Source organism: Parafrankia sp. EUN1f, assembly GCF_000177675.1.
Taxonomy (GTDB): domain Bacteria; phylum Actinomycetota; class Actinomycetes; order Frankiales; family Frankiaceae; genus Parafrankia.
The window spans coordinates 1-16,618 of record NZ_ADGX01000071.1 but is presented as its reverse complement, the minus strand read 5'-3'; the positions used below and the strand labels follow the sequence as shown (position 1 = coordinate 16,618).

Annotated in this window: 13 protein-coding genes and 2 rRNA genes; 3 read left to right on the top strand and 12 right to left on the bottom strand. The window is 73.3% G+C overall.

Annotated elements, in window-relative coordinates; genetic code table 11:
* Positions 1-25: 25 nt before the first annotated feature.
* Positions 26-1,078, top strand: coding sequence for a toll/interleukin-1 receptor domain-containing protein (locus FREUN1FDRAFT_RS48110; protein ID WP_083828763.1), 1,053 nt, complete (start codon positions 26-28; stop codon positions 1,076-1,078).
* A gap of 2 nt (positions 1,079-1,080) precedes the next feature.
* On the opposite strand, the gene FREUN1FDRAFT_RS47455 is transcribed toward FREUN1FDRAFT_RS48110, so the two are convergent.
* The 7 genes from FREUN1FDRAFT_RS47455 to FREUN1FDRAFT_RS20995 all read right to left on the bottom strand — a co-directional run bounded on the left by FREUN1FDRAFT_RS47455 (position 1,081) and on the right by FREUN1FDRAFT_RS20995 (position 8,108).
* Positions 1,081-1,206, bottom strand: coding sequence for a hypothetical protein (locus tag FREUN1FDRAFT_RS47455; protein ID WP_255348224.1), 126 nt, complete (start codon positions 1,204-1,206; stop codon positions 1,081-1,083).
* A 131-nt stretch (positions 1,207-1,337) separates the two neighbouring features.
* Positions 1,338-1,979, bottom strand: a complete 642-nt coding sequence (locus FREUN1FDRAFT_RS21020; RefSeq protein ID WP_006542186.1) for an NUDIX domain-containing protein — start codon at positions 1,977-1,979, stop codon at positions 1,338-1,340.
* On the bottom strand, positions 1,976-3,835 hold the full coding sequence (locus FREUN1FDRAFT_RS21015; protein WP_006542185.1) for a CTP synthase: 1,860 nt from the start codon (positions 3,833-3,835) through the stop codon (positions 1,976-1,978). The genes FREUN1FDRAFT_RS21020 and FREUN1FDRAFT_RS21015 overlap by 4 nt, the downstream gene beginning before the upstream one ends.
* A gap of 166 nt (positions 3,836-4,001) precedes the next feature.
* Entirely contained in the window at positions 4,002-5,753 is a 1,752-nt protein-coding gene (gene recN / locus FREUN1FDRAFT_RS21010; protein ID WP_006542184.1) for a DNA repair protein RecN, read from the bottom strand.
* A 128-nt stretch (positions 5,754-5,881) separates the two neighbouring features.
* Positions 5,882-6,769: an NAD kinase gene (locus FREUN1FDRAFT_RS21005; RefSeq protein WP_006542183.1), complete on the bottom strand. Its 888-nt coding sequence runs from the start codon at positions 6,767-6,769 to the stop codon at positions 5,882-5,884.
* Positions 6,766-7,902 carry a TlyA family RNA methyltransferase gene (locus tag FREUN1FDRAFT_RS21000; RefSeq protein ID WP_006542182.1) on the bottom strand — a complete coding sequence of 379 codons (1,137 nt, stop codon included), beginning with the start codon at positions 7,900-7,902 and terminating at the stop codon, positions 6,766-6,768. Before FREUN1FDRAFT_RS21000 ends, FREUN1FDRAFT_RS21005 begins: the two co-directional genes overlap by 4 nt.
* Positions 7,903-7,928: 26 nt before the next feature.
* Positions 7,929-8,108, bottom strand: a complete 180-nt coding sequence (locus tag FREUN1FDRAFT_RS20995; RefSeq protein WP_006542181.1) for a hypothetical protein — start codon at positions 8,106-8,108, stop codon at positions 7,929-7,931.
* 159 nt (positions 8,109-8,267) lie between these two features.
* On the opposite strand from FREUN1FDRAFT_RS20995, the gene FREUN1FDRAFT_RS20990 reads away from it, so the two are divergent.
* Positions 8,268-8,606, top strand: coding sequence for an alkyl sulfatase C-terminal domain-containing protein (locus FREUN1FDRAFT_RS20990; RefSeq protein WP_006542180.1), 339 nt, complete (start codon positions 8,268-8,270; stop codon positions 8,604-8,606).
* Positions 8,607-8,670: 64 nt separating this feature from the next.
* Here FREUN1FDRAFT_RS20990 and FREUN1FDRAFT_RS20985 read toward each other — a convergent pair whose 3' ends face one another.
* Together FREUN1FDRAFT_RS20985 and FREUN1FDRAFT_RS20980 are read right to left on the bottom strand one after the other, a co-directional pair.
* Positions 8,671-9,735: an HAD hydrolase-like protein gene (locus FREUN1FDRAFT_RS20985; RefSeq protein ID WP_006542179.1), complete on the bottom strand. Its 1,065-nt coding sequence runs from the start codon at positions 9,733-9,735 to the stop codon at positions 8,671-8,673.
* Between the two features lie 137 nt (positions 9,736-9,872).
* Positions 9,873-10,307 (bottom strand): M48 family metallopeptidase, encoded by a 435-nt coding sequence (locus tag FREUN1FDRAFT_RS20980; RefSeq protein ID WP_006542178.1) that lies wholly within the window; start codon positions 10,305-10,307, stop codon positions 9,873-9,875.
* Between the two features lie 295 nt (positions 10,308-10,602).
* Between FREUN1FDRAFT_RS20980 and FREUN1FDRAFT_RS20975 the strand changes: the two genes are divergently transcribed.
* Positions 10,603-12,090 carry a DUF1015 family protein gene (locus FREUN1FDRAFT_RS20975; RefSeq protein WP_006542177.1) on the top strand — a complete coding sequence of 496 codons (1,488 nt, stop codon included), beginning with the start codon at positions 10,603-10,605 and terminating at the stop codon, positions 12,088-12,090.
* 346 nt (positions 12,091-12,436) lie between these two features.
* On the opposite strand, the gene FREUN1FDRAFT_RS20970 is transcribed toward FREUN1FDRAFT_RS20975, so the two are convergent.
* From FREUN1FDRAFT_RS20970 to FREUN1FDRAFT_RS20960, 3 genes are all read right to left on the bottom strand, one after another.
* Positions 12,437-14,056, bottom strand: a complete 1,620-nt coding sequence (locus tag FREUN1FDRAFT_RS20970; RefSeq protein WP_006542176.1) for a hypothetical protein — start codon at positions 14,054-14,056, stop codon at positions 12,437-12,439.
* Positions 14,057-16,139: 2,083 nt separating this feature from the next.
* A 5S ribosomal RNA gene (gene rrf / locus FREUN1FDRAFT_RS20965) occupies positions 16,140-16,256 on the bottom strand.
* A 74-nt stretch (positions 16,257-16,330) separates the two neighbouring features.
* Positions 16,331-16,618: ribosomal RNA gene (locus tag FREUN1FDRAFT_RS20960) — 23S ribosomal RNA — on the bottom strand; the annotation flags it as partial.

Sequence of the window (16,618 nt, the reverse complement as noted above, 5' to 3'; positions counted from 1 at the left end):
ACGGTACGTGGCAGGCTTGGCACCTATGACGGGGGTCATGGCGGGCCAGAACGGCGCTACAGGCGTGCAGGCGGATCACCGCATGGTCTTCATCAGCTATACGGCGGCCGACGAACCATGGGCGGTTTGGGTCGCTTGGCAGCTGCGACAGGCCGGATACCGACCCCGACTGCAGGCCTGGCATGCAGTCCCCGGGCGCAACCTCGTCGGATGGACCGTTCAGGAGCTGACGACGGCACCGTGCGTAATGGTGATCCTCTCCCCCGCCTACCTGAGCTCCGAGTGGCCCAGGGCGGAGTTGAACGCGGCGCTAGCAGCGTCGGTCTCCGGGCGCCGGCTACTGGTTCCCGTACGGGTGGCGCCGTGTGAGTCACCGCCATTGCTACGTGAGATCGCCCGGATCAGCTTGGTCGATCATGGTGAGGCCGACGCCCTCCGAGTCCTGATCGAGGGGATGCATGCGGCTGTCGGGGGTGAGCCGATGCTTCCCACGGTCGCACCGGCCTTTCCGGGGTGCAACGGCGAGGCCTGGGATCGGCAGGTACCGCCGTTCCCGGGCCCGGACCGGCTGGCCTTGACCTCTCGGCTGCTGGGACTGGCCGAGGATGCATGCCGGCAACGCCACCCCGAGGCGACTATCCGCCGGGACGGGCCGGGCGGATTGTTCCGTTATCTGGACGTGGCCGGGGAACGCGACGGCGAAAGGCAGCGATGGCCGGTCGGGGCCAGCATCGACTCCCCCGACGTGGCCGCGGTCGAGGCCTTCTACGAGGCGGTGGTGAAGCCGGTCTACGTTCCGGTTGACGAGTGGGTCGGTTCCGAGCTGGTCCATCTCGGGGAGCCAGTCGGGGAGGAAGCCCGCCGGCAGGCACGGCGGCGCCGGATCCGCCTGTTCAGCCTGGCCGAGGCATCCTCGCCACCAGCGACAGCGGCAGCAGCGCGGTGCGGCTGTGGTCGCCCGCCACAGGCGCACTTCTGGCGACTCTCGTGTCGACGCGGAGCGGTTGGGCGACAGTCCTTCCTGACGGGGGGCATAAGACCTCCGTCGATACCGGCTCCGTGGTGTGGTGGGCAGTGAAGCTACGCCGCTTCGAGATCGACGATCTCGACGGCGTCGCTTCGATTCGACGGCTCGGGCAGGGTGATCCCATCCCTGGGCTGGAACACGCCCCGCGCAGTGCCCCGCAGGCGCTGAACCATTCTCACCGCCGTCTGCTCCCCTGGACCCGCCGCCCATAGCCCTCAGTTGTCCGGATCCGGTAGCGGTCCGCTCGTCGAGGTGGCCGGCGTTCCTGGTGTCGCTAACGGCGGCGGAGTTCGTCGAAGCGACGCGGGGGTCAGCCGCTGGCCGCGGGCCTGGCCTCCCAGCGGGCGTCTAGCGGGCGCAGGTTGCGGTAGCCGTCGACGCGGGCGCGGTAGGTGGCGAGCAGGCCCATCACCGCCATGCCGTTGGTGATCTCGCCGCGCATCACCTGGTCCACCGCCGCCGACAGGTCGACGCGGGTGATGCCCATCTCGGCCTCCTCGTGGACGCCGACATGCCGCTCGGCGGCGGGGATCTCCGTCAGGTCGCGGGCCAGGAACACGCGGAACGCCTCGTCGGTCATCCCGGGTGAGGCGTAGACGTCGATCAGCAGGTCGAGGCGGCCGGCACGCAGGCCGGCCTCCTCCGCGAGCTCCCGGGCGGCCGCGACCGACGCCGGCTCGCCGGGGACGTCCAGGATGCCGGCGGGCAGCTCCCACAGCGGCCCGCCGACCGGGTGGCGGTACTGGCGCACCATCACGACCCGTTCCTGCTCGTCGAGGGCGACGACGCCGACCGCGCCGGGGTGCACGACGACGTCGCGCTGCGAGGTGTCGCCGTCGGGCATGCGCACCATGTCGCGGCGCAGGGAGATGACCCGGCCGCGGTAGACGACGGAGCTGTCCGCCACCTCGTAGCGGTGCACGGTGTCGCTGCTGTGCACGGTGTCGCTCATGGGGAGACCAGCTCCCCGTCGACACCGGTCACGTCCGCGGTGGCGGTGGAGCCCGCCGCCGCGCGGCTGCCGTTCTTCGAGCCGGCCGCCTTCGAACGGCCCGCCTTCGAGCCACCGGCCGCAGGGCCGCCACTGTCAGGCGCCACGCCGGCCGGGTCGGCGACACCGGCCGCGCCGGCCAGGGCCGAGGCCGGCATGTCGACGGGAAGCAGGCCGCGGCGCCGGTCCGCGTGCACGACCGCCGCACGGGCGAGCCCGCGGAACAGCGGATGCGGGCGGGTCGGCCGGGAGCGGAACTCCGGGTGCGCCTGCGCGCCCACGTAGAACGGGTGGACGTCGGTGGGCAGCTCGACGACCTCGACGAGGCGGCCGTCCGGCGACGTCCCGGAGAAGACCAGGCCGGCGGCGGCGAGCTGGTCGCGGTAGGTGTTGTTCACCTCGTAACGGTGGCGGTGGCGCTCCATCACCTCGGGTTCGCCGTACTCGCGGCGGGCGACGGTGTCGGGGCCGAGCGCGCACGGGTACAGGCCCAGGCGCATCGTGCCGCCCATGTCGCGGCGGCCTTCGACGACGTCGAGCTGGTCGGCCATGGTGGAGATCACCGGGTGCTCGGTCTGCGGGTCGAACTCGGTCGAGTTGGCCTCGGCCAGCCCGGCCAGCGAGCGCGCCGCCTCGATCACCATGCACTGCAGGCCCAGGCAGATGCCCAGGGTGGGGATGCCGTGGGTGCGGGCGTGCCGCAGCGCGGTGATCTTGCCTTCGATGCCCCGGACGCCGAACCCGCCCGGCACGATGATCCCGTCGACGCCGTCGAGCAGGTGCGCGGCGGCCTCCGGGGAGGTGAACTCGTCGGATGCGATCCAGCGGATGTCCGGGCGGGCGTCGGCGGCGAACGCGCCGGCCCGCAGGGCCTCGCTCACCGACAGGTAGGCGTCGGGCAGGTCGATGTACTTGCCGACGATCGCCACCGTCGCCGAGTTCGCGGGATGGTGGACCCGCCGCAGCAGGGTGTCCCACTCGGTCCAGTCGACGTCCCGGAAGCTGAGGCCGAGGCGGCGCACCACGTAGGCGTCGAGGCCTTCACGGTGCAGCACCTTCGGGATGTCGTAGATGGAGTCGGCGTCCGGGGCCCCGACTACGGCCTCGTCGTCGACGTCGCACATCAGCGCGATCTTGCGCTTGAGCGCGTCGGGCAGCGGCCGGTCCGAGCGGCACACGACCGCGTCCGGCTGCAGGCCGATGCTGCGCAGCGCCGCCACCGAATGCTGGGTCGGCTTCGTCTTCAGCTCACCCGACGGGGCGAGGTACGGGACGAGGCTGACGTGCACGGTGAAGGCGTTGTCCCGCCCGACCTCGTGCCGGACCTGGCGGATCGCCTCCAGGTAGGGCAGCGACTCGATGTCGCCGACCGTGCCGCCCACCTCGGTGATCACCACGTCGACCGCGTCGGTCGCCAGCCGGCGGATGCGGTCCTTGATCTCGTCGGTGATGTGCGGGACGACCTGCACCGTCTGCCCCAGGTAGGCACCGCGCCGCTCCCGCGCGATCACCGCCGAGTACACCTGGCCGGTGGTCACGTTGGCACTGCCGTCCAGATCGACGTCGAGAAACCGCTCGTAGTGGCCGATGTCCAGGTCGGTCTCGGCACCGTCGTCGGTGACGAACACCTCGCCGTGCTGGAACGGATCCATCGTGCCCGGATCGACGTTGAGATATGGGTCGAGCTTCTGCATCGTGACCCGCAACCCGCGGGCCTTCAGCAGACGGCCGAGGCTGGACGCCGTCAGGCCCTTACCCAGACTGGAGGCCACGCCTCCAGTTACGAACACATGCTTGGTCATATGCGCCTGCGCCACGCGGAACTCCCGTGGTCACGCCGCCGGTACCGGCCCCGGCGCCTCCACGGGTCTTCACGGTAACACCGCCCTGAGCAGGGCCGCAGGCCGCCCCGCCGGGAACGGCCGCTGAGCGGGGATGTGCGGCGGAGCGTGCGCGCTCAGGAACGGGCCAGTTCGGCCGGGCTCAGGAACGGGCCAGCTCGGCCTTGTCCGCGGCGGCGGCGGCGAGGAGCTCCTCGGCGTGCCCACGGGCCAGCGTGCTCTCCTCCTGGCCGGCCAGCATCCGGGACAGCTCCCGGACCCGCGCCGGGCCGTCCAGCGCCACCACGCCGCTGCGGGTCACCGAGCCGTCGCTGGCCTTGTGCACGACCAGGTGCTGGTCGGCGAAGGCCGCCACCTGCGGCAGATGGGTGATGCAGATGACCTGGTGCGTGCGCGCGAGCCGGGCGAGGCGGCGGCCGATCTCGACCGCGGCGCGGCCACCCACACCGGCGTCGACCTCGTCGAAGACCATCGTCGCGCCGGCGTCGGCCGCGGCGAGGACCACCTCGATCGCCAGCATCACCCGGGACAGCTCACCGCCCGACGCGCCCTTCTCCACCGGGCGGGCGGGCGCGCCCGGGTGCGGCACCAGCCGCAGCTCCACATCGTCGACCCCGCTCGGCCCGTAGGCGACCGTACGGCCCCCCACCGACAGCCCGGCCGGGTCGTCCCGCTGGCCGACCACCGCCAGCACCTTCGCCCTGGGCATCGCCAGGCCCGCCAGCTCCGCCGCCACCGCCGCGCCGAAGCGCTCCGCGGCGGCGCTGCGCGCGGCGCTGATCCGCTCGGCGAGCCCGGCGAGCTCCGCGGTGAGCTCCGCGCACTCGGCGGTGAGCGCGCCGGACTGGTCGCCGTCGGCGTCGAGCTCCAGCAGCCGGCGCCCCGCCGTCTCGGCCCAGGCGAGCACGCCGTCGACGTCCGTCCCGTGCGCGCGGGCCAGGGTCGTGAGTTCGGCCCGGCGGGCCTGGGCGGACGCGAGCCGCGCCGGATCGGACTCCACCCCGGCCCCGTAGGAGGCCAGGTCGGCGGCGACGTCGGCGAGCAGGGCCACCACCTCGGCCAGCCGGTTCGCGAGCTCGGCGAGCTCCGGGTCGAGCGACGCGTCACCCGCGACGATCCGGCGGGCGGCGCCGGCCAGGTCGACCGCGCCCGGGGTGTCGTCGCCGGACTCCGGATCGCTGACGAGCGCCCCGTGCGCCGACCGCGCCACCTGGGACAGGGTCTCGGCGTGCTCCAGCCGGCTCAGCTCCGCGGTCAGCGCGACGTCCTCCCCGGACAGCGGGGCGACCCGTTCGACCTCGGCGAGGCCGAGCCGCAGCAGCTCCGCCTCCTGCGCCCGCTCCCGGGCCCGCCCGGTGATCTCGGCGAGCCGCGCCCGGGCCTTCGCCAGCCGGGCGTAGACCCGGGCGTAGTGCGCCAGCGGCTCGGCGACCGCGGACCCGGCGAAACGATCAAGCGCGTCGCGCTGCATCGCGGGGCGCCGCAGGCGCTGTGCCTCGGACTGGCCGTGCACCGCGATGACGTTCTCGGTGATCTCGGCGAGGACACTGGCGGGCACCGAGCGACCGGCCAGCTGGGCCCGCGACCGGCTCTCGGCGGTAAGCGTGCGCCCCATCAGGATCACGTCGTCGTCGAGCTCGCCGTCGAGCTCGTGCACCCGCTTGACCAGCGGGGAGTCGGCGGCCACGACGAGCCGGGCCTCCACGGACGCCCGGCCGGCCGCCGCGGAGACGAGGGCGTAGTCGGCCCGGCCTCCGGTCAGCAGGCCCAGACCCTGGACGATCATGGTCTTGCCGGCGCCGGTCTCACCGGTGACCACCGTCAGCCCCGGCGCCAGGTCGAGGACAGCGTCATCAATGACACCGAGGCCGCGAATGCGAATCTCCTCGAGCACGCCCCGAACTCTAGCGTCACATCCGCCCCGGCCGGCACCCGGAAATCGTGGAAAGGGCGGCGTGCCGCCGATTCCCGGCACGTCCCGGCGCGGGGTGATGCCGACGCGCGTACTGGTCGGCGCGCTGGTCAGCGCTCCGATCGCCCCCGCCAGCCGGCGACGGGAAGGTCGAACTTCGCCACCAGGCGATCGGTGAACGGCTGTGGTCTGATCACCGCGAGACGCACCGGCCGCCGCCCACGCACCACCTCGACCCGCGACAGCCGCGGCAGATCGAACATCCGGCGCCCGTCGCAGTAGAGCACGGCCGGGACGTCCGGCAGCACCTCGATGGCCACCACCGCGCCCGGTGCGAGCACCAGCGGCCGCGCGAACAGCGCGTGCGCGCTGATCGGCACCACCAGCAGCGCCTCGACGCCCGGCCACAGCACCGGACCACCCGCGGAGAACGCGTACGCGGTCGAGCCGGTCGGCGTCGAGCAGATCACACCGTCGCACCCCCACCGCGACAGCGGCCGGCCGTCGATCTCCACGACGCATTCGAGCATCCGGGCCCGCTCGGCCTTCTCCAACGACATCTCGTTGAGCGCCCAGCCGGTGTAGAGAACCTCACCCTGGTGACGGACCGTCACCTCGACGGTCATCCGTTCCTCGACCGTGTACTCCTTGCGGACCACGTGTTCGACGGTGGCGCGCAGTGCGTCCGGCTCCGCCTCGGCCAGGAAGCCGACATGGCCGAGGTTGACGCCGAGCAGCGGGATGTCGGCCGAGCGGGCGAACTCGGCGCCCCGCAGCAGGCTGCCGTCGCCACCGAGGACGAGCACCAGCTCCGTTCCGACGGCGGCGTCGATGTCCGCCGGCACGACGTTCGGCGCCGAGAGGTCCAGCAGCTCCGCCTCGTCCCGCAGCACCCGCGGCGAGACGCCGGCCGCCGCGAGCATCTCCAGCACCTGCTGGGCGCTCTCCCGCACCACGGAACGGCGCGGATGGGTGACGACAAGCACCTCGCGGGTCATCGATCGGTCCTTGGGGAGTAGGGGGACGAAGGGTGCGCGACCGGCGGAGTGGCCGGCGCAGGCCCGGCCGGTCCGGCGGCGATCGCCGCGGCCGTCATCGCCTCGATCTCCCCGGCGCCACGGACCACGTCGGCACGCAGCCAGAGCAGGTACTCGACGTTGCCCGCCGGGCCCGGCAACGGGCTGGCCGTCACGCCGCACACGCCGAGCCCGAGCTCCGCGGCGGCCGCGGCGACGGATCGCACCGCACCAGCATGCAAGGCCACATCACGGACCACACCGCCCGCGCCGAGGAACTCCCGGCCCACCTCGAACTGCGGCTTGACCAACAGGACGAAATCCGCGTCGGGCCCCGCGCAGGCCCTCAGCGCCGGCAGCACGAGAACCAGCGAGATGAACGAAAGGTCACCGACGACCAGATCCACCGGCTCCCCGACCTGATCGGGCGCCAGGTGCCGCGCGTTCGTCCGGTCCAGCACCCGCACCCGTGGATCCGCGCGCAACCGCCACACCAGCTGCCCGTAGCCGACGTCGACCGCCACCACCTCCCGGGCGCCGTAACGCAGGAGCACGTCGGTGAACCCCCCGGTGGAGGCACCGACGTCGAGGCAGCGCCGCCCGGCCACGACGAGCGCCGGGTGCGCAGGATGCGCTGGCAGGTCCCGCGGCTCATGCTGCGGCTGCGGCTGCTGGGGCTGCGGCTGCGGCTGCGGCTGCGGCGGCTGCGGCGGCTCGACAAGCGGTTCCGCGGAACCGGCGCGCACCGGAAGCGGTTCCGCGGAACCGCCGGACGCCGGAAGCGGTTCCGCGGAACCGCCGGACTCCGGGGCTGCACCTCCCGAACCAGGAATCCCCGCCGAACCAGGAATCCCCGGCTCAGGGACCTCCGGCGCGGGAACACCGAACGCTTCGAAGGCGCCGACCAGCTTGTGCGCGCCTCGGGAGGCATAGCCCGGATCGTCGCCCACCGCCAGGACGATCGACGCCGACGCGTCGACCATCGTCGCCGGCTTCGTCGCCGTGACCCCGCCGACCCGGACCCGGCCGGCGCTGATCGCCTCGGCCGCGCGCTCCCGCGACGTCACCAGCTTGCGGCGGACGAGTTCGACGTCCAGCCGCGCACGGCGAGCCACCGACGACCCCGCCCGACCCGACCGACTCACCGAGGCGCCCGGGCGCCGTCCGGACCGGATGTGCCGGCCAGATCCCGCAAGGCGTCCTCCAGAAGGCCGTGCACCTCCTCGAACGCCTTCAGATGCTCGACCGCCGGCCGGCCGGGGAGCATCGCGAGCCGCGCGAGTGCCGCCGTCAGCTCGGCGGACAGTTCGTCGGTGTTCACCGGACAAGCCTCTCGCATTCCGGATGGTGCCGATGCCCGGCCTGGGCATCGCCATCCCACACGTGGTCGCACTCACACCGGGCCAGTCCCGCTCCGGCCGTCGGCAGCGCTCTCGCGTTAGTGTCTGACGGCGGTGGGGGAAGGAGGTGGACGTCCGGAATGGCGGACCGTTTGCAGTGTGAGGCCGCACTGCGTGACCTCGCCTCCCGCCTGGACGAGCTCGCCCGGAGCAACCGTGCGGCCCGCACCCCCGATCGTGTCATCGTCTGCCGCATCCCGGATCTGGAGACCACCTTCTCCGGTCATCTGCGCGGTGGCTGCCTGCATGACATCGGGGAGGGCGAGCGGCCCGGGGCGCAGATCACCCTCACCCTCAGCAGCGACGACCTCCTCGCCGTGACCAGCGGGACACTTTCGGTCACCTCGGCCTGGGCCAGTGGCCGCCTCAAGGTGGACGCGAGCGTCCGCGACCTGCTCCGGGTACGCGCGCTGCTGTGACCTGCGCTGCCTGACCGACCCGCGTTACTCGCGCTGACCTGCGCTGCGCCGGCCGGAGCCGGCATCAGCGGGGTACACGCAGGTCCTCGCAGCCGGGCGGCCGCTCGTCGGCGAGCGTGGTCAGCGTGCGTCCCGCGTCGGCAGCCGCCCAGGCCAGGGCGCAGGCGGCGCGAAGCGCGTCGAGGCCGTCATCTCCGGCGTCGACGCCGGCGTCGGCGTCGACGTCGACGTCGACGTCGGCGTTGCGACCAGGTGCCCCGTCGTCCGCCGCCGAGTGCCAGCGCAGGGTGGTTCCGTCCAGAACGCAGGCCCAGGCGCCGCACCGGGACGAATCGTCCCGTACCTGGACCGCCGGCTGGGTACGGCGCAGCCCGCGCAGGTCGGCCGCGACGAAGGTGGGCCGGTGCCACGGCGGCGCCGCGAACAGCTCGGCGGGCCCGGTGACACCGGTGAACACCAGCAACGTCGGTGTCGCCGACCGAGTGCCCGCCTCGATGTCGGTGTCCAGCCGGTCGCCGACGATGATCGGGTTGCGTGCACCGCTGCGCCGCACCGATTCGGCGTGCATCGCCAGCTCCGGCTTCCCGGTCACGACGGGCTCGGCCTCCGTCGCGGCCCGGACGAAGGCCACCAGCGCCCCGTTACCGGGCGCCAGCCCACGCTCCGTCGGCACCGTCAGATCCGTGTTGCTCGCGACCCACCAGGCACCCGCCCGGACGGCCAGCACGGCCTCGACCAGCCGGGCGTACGTCATCTCCGGGTCGAAACCCTGGACGACGGCGGCCGGCTCGTCGGCAGCCGACGACGTCGGCGACAGCCCCTCGGCCCGCACCGCCTCCCACAGCCCCGCCCCGCCGGCCACCAGCACCTTCGCCCCCGCAGGGAGACGCTCGGCCAGCACGTGCGCGGCGGCCTGCGCCGACGTCACCACATCGGTGGGCCCGGCCGGAACCCCGAAGCCGGTCAGCCGAGCGGCGACTGTCTCCGGGGTCCGCAGCGCGTTGTTCGTCACGTAGACCGTGCGCATTCCGTCGACCGCCGCGGCCTCGATCACGGCCGCGGCATGTGGCACGGCCCGCTCACCCCGGTTCACGACACCGTCGAGATCCATCAGGGCGACGTCGAACATCGACGCGGGTGTCCGCGACGAACCGGAAAGCGGCGCCCACGTCGCCACCGCCGTCGCGGCCGATGCAGCCGCCGCGGCTGGCGCGGCTGGCGCGGCCGTCGCGGCTGGCGCAGCCGTTACTGGCGCGGTCGAGGGCCTCATGCGCGGTTCAGCGCCGCGCGCGCGCCGCGCAACGCGACACCGTAGTGGGCCAGGTCCGGCCGCATCGCGACGGCGAGCGCCAGGTGCTCGATGGCGACCCGCAGGTCTCCCGCCCGACGGGCCGCCATTCCCAACCCGAACTGGGCGTAGTCGTCCGTGGGATGCCTGTCGACGATCCAGGCGAAGGTGCGCGCGGCGTCGTCGAACTGGCCGGCCTCGAACTGGGCCCGGGCCAGTGCCTCCCGCACGCTCGGCGACGCCGGCTCCGCCGCCACGGCGTGCGCGAGAAGCTGCACGGCGGCGTTCGCGTCGCCGTGCCCCAGCAGGGCCATCCCACGTGTGTACCAGTCGTAGACCTCACCGGCAGGCGAGCGCGCCGGCTCCGGCCCCCGCCGACCGCCTCCGCCCCCCGTGCCGAACTCCTCCGTCATGGCACCTCCACGTCGTCCGGACCACCGCGGTCGCGGCAACCACGGCAGCGGGAACAGCACCGCCCGGCCGACGCCCTCGGCGACACAGATGGGAGGGAGGTGTCCCACCCTCCCAACCAGTTTCACCGTAAGCGGCACTCACATGCCCCAACATCGGAATAACGGCCTGTCTTCCACGCCACCCGGATCCGTCCCGCCGGGACCGCCGCGCCGGGACCGCGGCGTCGCCAGGGTGGGGCAGCCAGCGGGACCTGGACCTCGCGGCGGATGAGGGCGCGGGGTCGGAGCACCTACGATGCGCCTCATGGTTGCCCCTGATGCCGCCGCGCCAGTTCCCCCGGTGTCCGTCCCGGTGCCAGTCCCCGCCGGACTCGTGCTGGCGCCCTTCCGCGCGGCCCGTTTCGCGGCCACCGGCGCGGATCTCGCCGCGCTCACGTCGCCGCCCTACGACGTCATCGACGAGGACGAGCGCACGGCGCTGGAGGCCTCCGCCGCGCACAACGTCGTCCGGCTGATCCTGCCGCGTGACGTTCCCGGCGATGTTCCCGGCGCCCTTCCCGAGCACGTCGCAACGGGCGGGGCGGACGAGGTCGGCAACCGTTATGAGCAGGCGGCGCGAACCCTGCGCGCGTGGGTGGACAGCGGCGTGCTGGTCCGCGACGACGTCCCCACGCTCTACGTGTACGAACAGCGACAGGGAGATCACGTCCAGCGCGGCCTCGTCGGAGTGCTGGCACTCGCGGACCCCGACGCTCAGATCGTCCTGCCGCACGAGAACACCATGGCCGGCCCGGTCTCCGACCGGCTCTCCCTGACCCGCGCCACCGCGGCCAACCTGGAACCGATCTTCCTGCTCTACGACGGCGGCGGCCCGGCCAGCGCAGCCGTGGCCGAAGCCGTTGCCAGCCCTCCGATCATCGACGTCGACACCGACGTCAACACGGCGGACCGCGTGACACACCGGCTCTGGGCGATCGACGACCCGGCCACCCTGGAAGTCATCGCGGCGGACCTGCTCCCCCGCCGCGCGGTGATCGCGGACGGCCACCACCGGTATGCGACCTATCGCCAGTACCAGGCGGAGCGACACGCCGCCGGCGCCGGCGACGGCCCGTGGGACTTCGGGCTCACCTTCCTGGTCGACGCCACCGCCAGCGGGCCGCAGGTACACGCCATCCACCGCGCCGTGCGGGGCCTCACCCTCGCCGACGCGGTAAGCCGGGCCCGGGAGTCCTTCACCGTCCGCCAGCTCACCACCACGAATGCCGACGGCACAGCCGCCACCGCTGCCGGGACCGACGCCATCGCGACCGGCGCGACCGCCGCTGCCGCAGGCACGGCGACCGCACCGGTGCCCGTCCCCGTCGACCCCGCGACGCTGCTCGACGAGCTCGCCACGGCCGGACGGGCCGGCCACGCCTTCGTGATCACCGATGGGTCGGCGGCCTACCTGCTCACCCAGCCCTCGGCCGACCTGCTGCGACAGGCGCTGCCGGCCGAGCGGTCGGAGGCGTTTCGGCGCCTCGACGTCACCGTGGCGCACCTCGCGCTGATCTCGCAGGTGTGGAAGCTGGAGGACGCCGTCGGGGTCGTTGACTACTACCACGACGCGCCGGCCGCGCTGGCTGCCGCACGCGCCTCCGGCGGGGTTGCACTCCTGCTGAACCCGACTCCGGTCACGGATGTGATCGCCGTCGCCGGCGCTGCTGAGCGGATGCCCCGCAAGTCCACCCTTTTCACGCCCAAGCCCCGCACCGGGCTGCTGATGCGTCCGCTGGACTGAGGCTGGCCTTTGGTCGTTCCAGAGCCGGCTCGACCCGCACCGCCACCCATCGCGGATCCCGCACCGCCGCACAGCACCAGCAGTTCACCTGAAGAGGGGCAAAAGGGGCGGGGAGTCGCCTGGCGACCCGCAAGAAAGAACGATTTGGGTCGTCGGAACGACCCAAATCGTTCGCTCTTGCGACTCGTCAACCCGGGTTACCGGGCTACCGGGCGCTCGGAGGTCCGGCCGCGTTCGTGGAGTGCGAACCTCCCCACCCACCGGCCAGCGATCTTGATCGGCGCCAGTCCGTACCTTGCCGCGGGCCGGCCGTCCGGCGCTCCTGGGCGCGCCGGACGGCGCACCGTCAACCGGCCGGCTGGTCCTCGTCCCGGCTTCCCGCCTCGGCCGGCTTCACACCGCCCGGAGCGTCCGAGAAGACGATCTCCGGGATCGGGGCTGCGCTGTCCGCGGCGACTGCCGACGCCGTGCTCTCCGGGGCCGCCGAGAAGTCGACGGCAGGCTCCGCCACAGGCGCCGGCTCGCCGGTGCCTGTGACTGCCGAGGTCGAGGTCGAGGCGGCGTCGACCAGCTCGGCCGCATCCACCTCGCTCGTCTCCTCGCTCGTCTCCTTGGCCGGCTCGTCCTCCGCGAGATCCTCGGCGTTCGCCGCGTTTCCCTCGGCGCGGGACTCCTCACCCGATACCTCGGGAAGGGCCCCCTCGCCTCCGTCCTCAGAGAGCGGCTGCTGCGCGAGCGCCGCCTGGGCGAGTGGCTCCGCACCGATCGGCGCGGTGACGCCGTCCGGCCCGGACTCAGGGCCTGCGTCGTGGTTCAGATCCGTGACGATCGGGATGTCGTCAGACTCGGCCGACCTCACCTGGTCGTCCTGGTCGTCCTGGTCCTCCTGGTCGTCCTGGTCCTCCTGATCGACCTGGTCCTCCTGATCGACCTGGTCCTCCTGATCGACCACATCGAGGTCGTCGACGTCGTCGTCGGCCTCGTCGGCCTCGTCGTCGATGACCGTCAGCTCGTAGATCCGCTCGGCCGCGTCGGTCTCGTCCTCGTCGATCGCCGCGGTTGCCGTGAACCAACGCAGGGCCTCCACCGGACGATCCGCGGCGAGCAGCGCCTCCGCGTAGGCGTACCAGAGCCGGGGCGTCCACGGACGCGGTTCGCTCCTGGCCATCGCCGCGTCGCGCAGCAGCACCACCGCGGCCTCGGGCTGGCCCATATCGCGCCGGGCACCGGACACCACGATCAGCAGCTCCACCCGCGCCGCCTCGTCCAGCTCGGCGACACCGGGATCGGACAGGCAGTCGACAGCACGCTCGGGTCGGCCGAGACCGCGCTCCGCGTCGGCCATCAGTGGCAGGTTGTGCGGCGACCCGTCGATGCGCCTTGCCGCACGCAGCTCCAGCAGCGCGGCCGCGTACTCACCGGCGTGGTAGGCGGCTACGCCGACTGCCTCACGCACAGCTGCCATGCGGGGCAGCCGCGCCGCCGCCGCTCGGGCGTGCTCCAACGCCAGCGCGGGATCGGTGTCGACGAGCATCGCCGCCGCGACGAGATGCCGGGCGATCGTCTCCGCCAACGGCGCCGGCACACTGCGCAGGTCCCGCCGGACGTCCCGGTCGAGCAGCTCGGCCCGCGCCTCGTCCGGCAGCGCGGGCGCGGCCGGACGACGACGCGGGACGGTGCCGTCCCCCGGCCCACCCGACCGGCTGGGGCTGTCGGTGGGACGGCGTGCGGGCCTCCCGACCGAGGAGCCGCCACGGGACGCAGGCCGACCACCATCCGAACGGCGCGGGCCCGAGCGGTTCGCGTCCGGGCGCGAACCGCTCGGACGCTCCCACCGTGGCTTCGCATCGCCACCACGGTAGGCGTCGCCACGACGGTGGGCGTCGCCACCACGGTGGGCGTCGCCCCTGCCGACCTGCGGGCCCGCGTTCGCGGCGCCGCCGTCGGCCGCGCCGCCACGGGCCACCGGCTCGCGGTCCGGCCTCGTGCCTGGTTCCGGCCTCGTGCCTGGTTCCGGCCTCGTGCCTGGTTCCGGCCTCGTGCCTGGTTCCGACCTTGTGCCCGGCTCCGGGCGCGTGCCGGACCCGAAGCGTCGCGGCCGGTCGGCGCCGTCGGACCGAGACCCGTCGGGCCGAGGTCCAGACCCGCTCCAGCGTCCGGGCCGGTCCCCGCCGTCGCGGCGGAAATCCCGGCGGCCGTCGCGACCGCCGTCGCGACCGCCGGCACCGGTTGGACGTCCGCGGTAGCCCGCAGATGACGGCCCGGACTCGCCACGTGGGGTGTTGTCCTCACCGTGCGGTCGCGCCGGCCGGTGCTCGGTGCTGTCGAAGCGTCTTTGGTCAGTACGGCGCTCGGGCCCACGATCCGCGCCTGCGAAACGCCGCTGGTCGGTGCCACGCTCAGCCCGGGGCCAGCGGTCACCGCTGGGCGTGGAAGAGCGGTCGGGGCGCTGCTCACGGGAACCGCCGTGGCGGGCGTCCCCGCGGGAGAAGCCCCTACCGGCGCCACCGCCGTCACCAGAACGCCGGTCGCCGGCGGCGAACCGCTCGGGGGCACGTCCACGGCCCCCGTCGCGACGTGCATCGTCCCGGCGGGCCTCGTCGCGATCACGGCGATCGCTGTCACGGCGGTCGCCGTCTCCGCGGCTGTCCTCTCGGCGGTACCCCTCGCGGGTGGCACCACCGCGTGCAGGTCCGCCCCGCCAGCCATCAGTACCCGGAGCACTGCCGCGCCGAGCTGCGTCATCGCGAGGAGCACCATCACGGCCAGTGGACCAGGGCCGGTTCGTGGAGACACGCGCAGGACCGTCGGAACGCGCACGGTTCACCGGCGCGCCGGCGGACGGCTTACCGGTCCCGCCACCAGGCCGCCGTGCCGCCCGGTCACCGACATAGCGACCGGAACGCGCACCATATCCGGAGCTGTCGCCTTCTCCGCCGTCGCTCGGACGGGACCAGCGTCCGCCGCCGGACGGACCGCCATCAGGTCGACCCGCGCCAGGGGGCCTGCCGTAACTCTCGCGCCGGCCGGAGCTCTCCGGCCGGCCAGACCTCTCCTGCCAGCCGGAGCTCTCGGCGCGGCCTGCACCCTCAGCGCGACCCGGGCCCGCGCCCGCGCCCGGGCTGTCGCCTCTCCCAGCACGCTGCCACTGTGGACGCGGCCCCGAGCCCGAACCACCACCCGATCCGCCGGTCTGGTTGTCGCGCCAACGGCCTCCACCGGCCCGCGGTGCAGGGCCACCACGCCCGGACGACGCCCGCCCGGACGAAGGCGTCCATCCGGAGGAGGCGGAGCCACGCCCGGCGCCCGCTCCCCGCGCCGGACCAGCGCCACGCGAGCCGCCGCCCGCGGCACCGCCGGTCGTCGAACCACTCGAACCGCCATGGCCGCGGGGGGCAGCCGAACCCGCCGGGCCGCGGCCGCCCTCGGTGCGGCGACCGGGCCGGTCCTGGGACCACCCGCCGTCGCCCTTCATCACTCGCCCGGATCGCCTGACCTCGCCGCCGCCTCCACGGCCGCCCTCCGACGAGGCGCGGCGCGGTCCCTGACCGTCGCGTCGGTCCCCACCGCTTCTCGCTGGTCGCGCCGGCCGCCCCTGCTGGCCGGCGCGCCGCTCCCGCGGAGGCCCTCCAGACCCGGACGGCTGGGACCTCGACGACTCGTCGTTCGGCATAACGGAAAGCATTCCCTTCGTTCCGGGGTGCCGGAACGCGGCCTTCCCCAGGTACATCTCATTCTCTGCGGCCGGCCGGGCAGGCACCCGCCGGGCCGGCCGAGAGCCCACTGATACCGGACGTCTCACCGGCCCCGGTCCGCCGCGCCCTCCAGGCCGGCCCCGGGCCGGCGACGCCGACGAACCTGCGGGACACGCTCGGAGCCTCGACAGCACCTGGCCAATGGTGATACGCCCAGCGAACCAGTACCCCTGGCACGGCCAGCGGCCCGCGACCGGGCAGCCACGAGAGCCTCCGGACCCATCCGAAAAGGCACTACAAATACAGGTAGGGGCTGCCTCCGGCACCAGCCAGAAACAGCCCCTACCTAAAGAAGTCCGGCGGCGTCCTACTCTCCCACGCGGTCCCCCGCGCAGTACCATCGGCGCTGAAGGGCTTAGCTACCGGGTTCGGAATGGAACCGGGCGTTTCCCCTTCGCCAAAGCCACCGAAACACTATCAGACCCGACCCATCCGGTCGCAGCCCGAGAACCGCACAGTGGACGCAAAACAGCAGAATCTTACAAGTAGTCAAGCCCTCGGCCTATTAGTACCGGTCAGCTCCATGCGTCACCGCACTTCCACCTCCGGCCTATCAACCCGATCATCTAGTCGGGGGCCTTACCAGGCTACCCTGTGGGAGACCTCATCTTGAAGCGAGCTTCCCGCTTAGATGCTTTCAGCGGTTATCCCTTCCGAACGTAGCCAACCAGCCATGCCCTTGGCAGAACAACTGGCACACCAGAGGTTCGTCCGTCCCGGTCCTCTCGTACTAGGGACAGCCCTTCTCAAGTCTCCTGCGCGCGCGGCGGATA

What these genes read in the sequence shown, in the direction of transcription:
- FREUN1FDRAFT_RS20980 (WP_006542178.1), bottom strand. Translation starts at nt 10,307, where the DNA reads ATGACGGAGGAGTTCGGCACGGGGGGCGGAGGCGGTCGGCGGGGGCCG.
- FREUN1FDRAFT_RS20990 (WP_006542180.1), top strand. Translation starts at nt 8,268, where the DNA reads ATGGCGGACCGTTTGCAGTGTGAGGCCGCACTGCGTGACCTCGCCTCC.
- FREUN1FDRAFT_RS20975 (WP_006542177.1), top strand. Translation starts at nt 10,603, where the DNA reads ATGCGCCTCATGGTTGCCCCTGATGCCGCCGCGCCAGTTCCCCCGGTG.
- FREUN1FDRAFT_RS21020 (WP_006542186.1), bottom strand. Translation starts at nt 1,979, where the DNA reads ATGAGCGACACCGTGCACAGCAGCGACACCGTGCACCGCTACGAGGTG.
- FREUN1FDRAFT_RS21005 (WP_006542183.1), bottom strand. Translation starts at nt 6,769, where the DNA reads ATGACCCGCGAGGTGCTTGTCGTCACCCATCCGCGCCGTTCCGTGGTG.
- FREUN1FDRAFT_RS20985 (WP_006542179.1), bottom strand. Translation starts at nt 9,735, where the DNA reads ATGTTCGACGTCGCCCTGATGGATCTCGACGGTGTCGTGAACCGGGGT.
- FREUN1FDRAFT_RS48110 (WP_083828763.1), top strand. Translation starts at nt 26, where the DNA reads ATGACGGGGGTCATGGCGGGCCAGAACGGCGCTACAGGCGTGCAGGCG.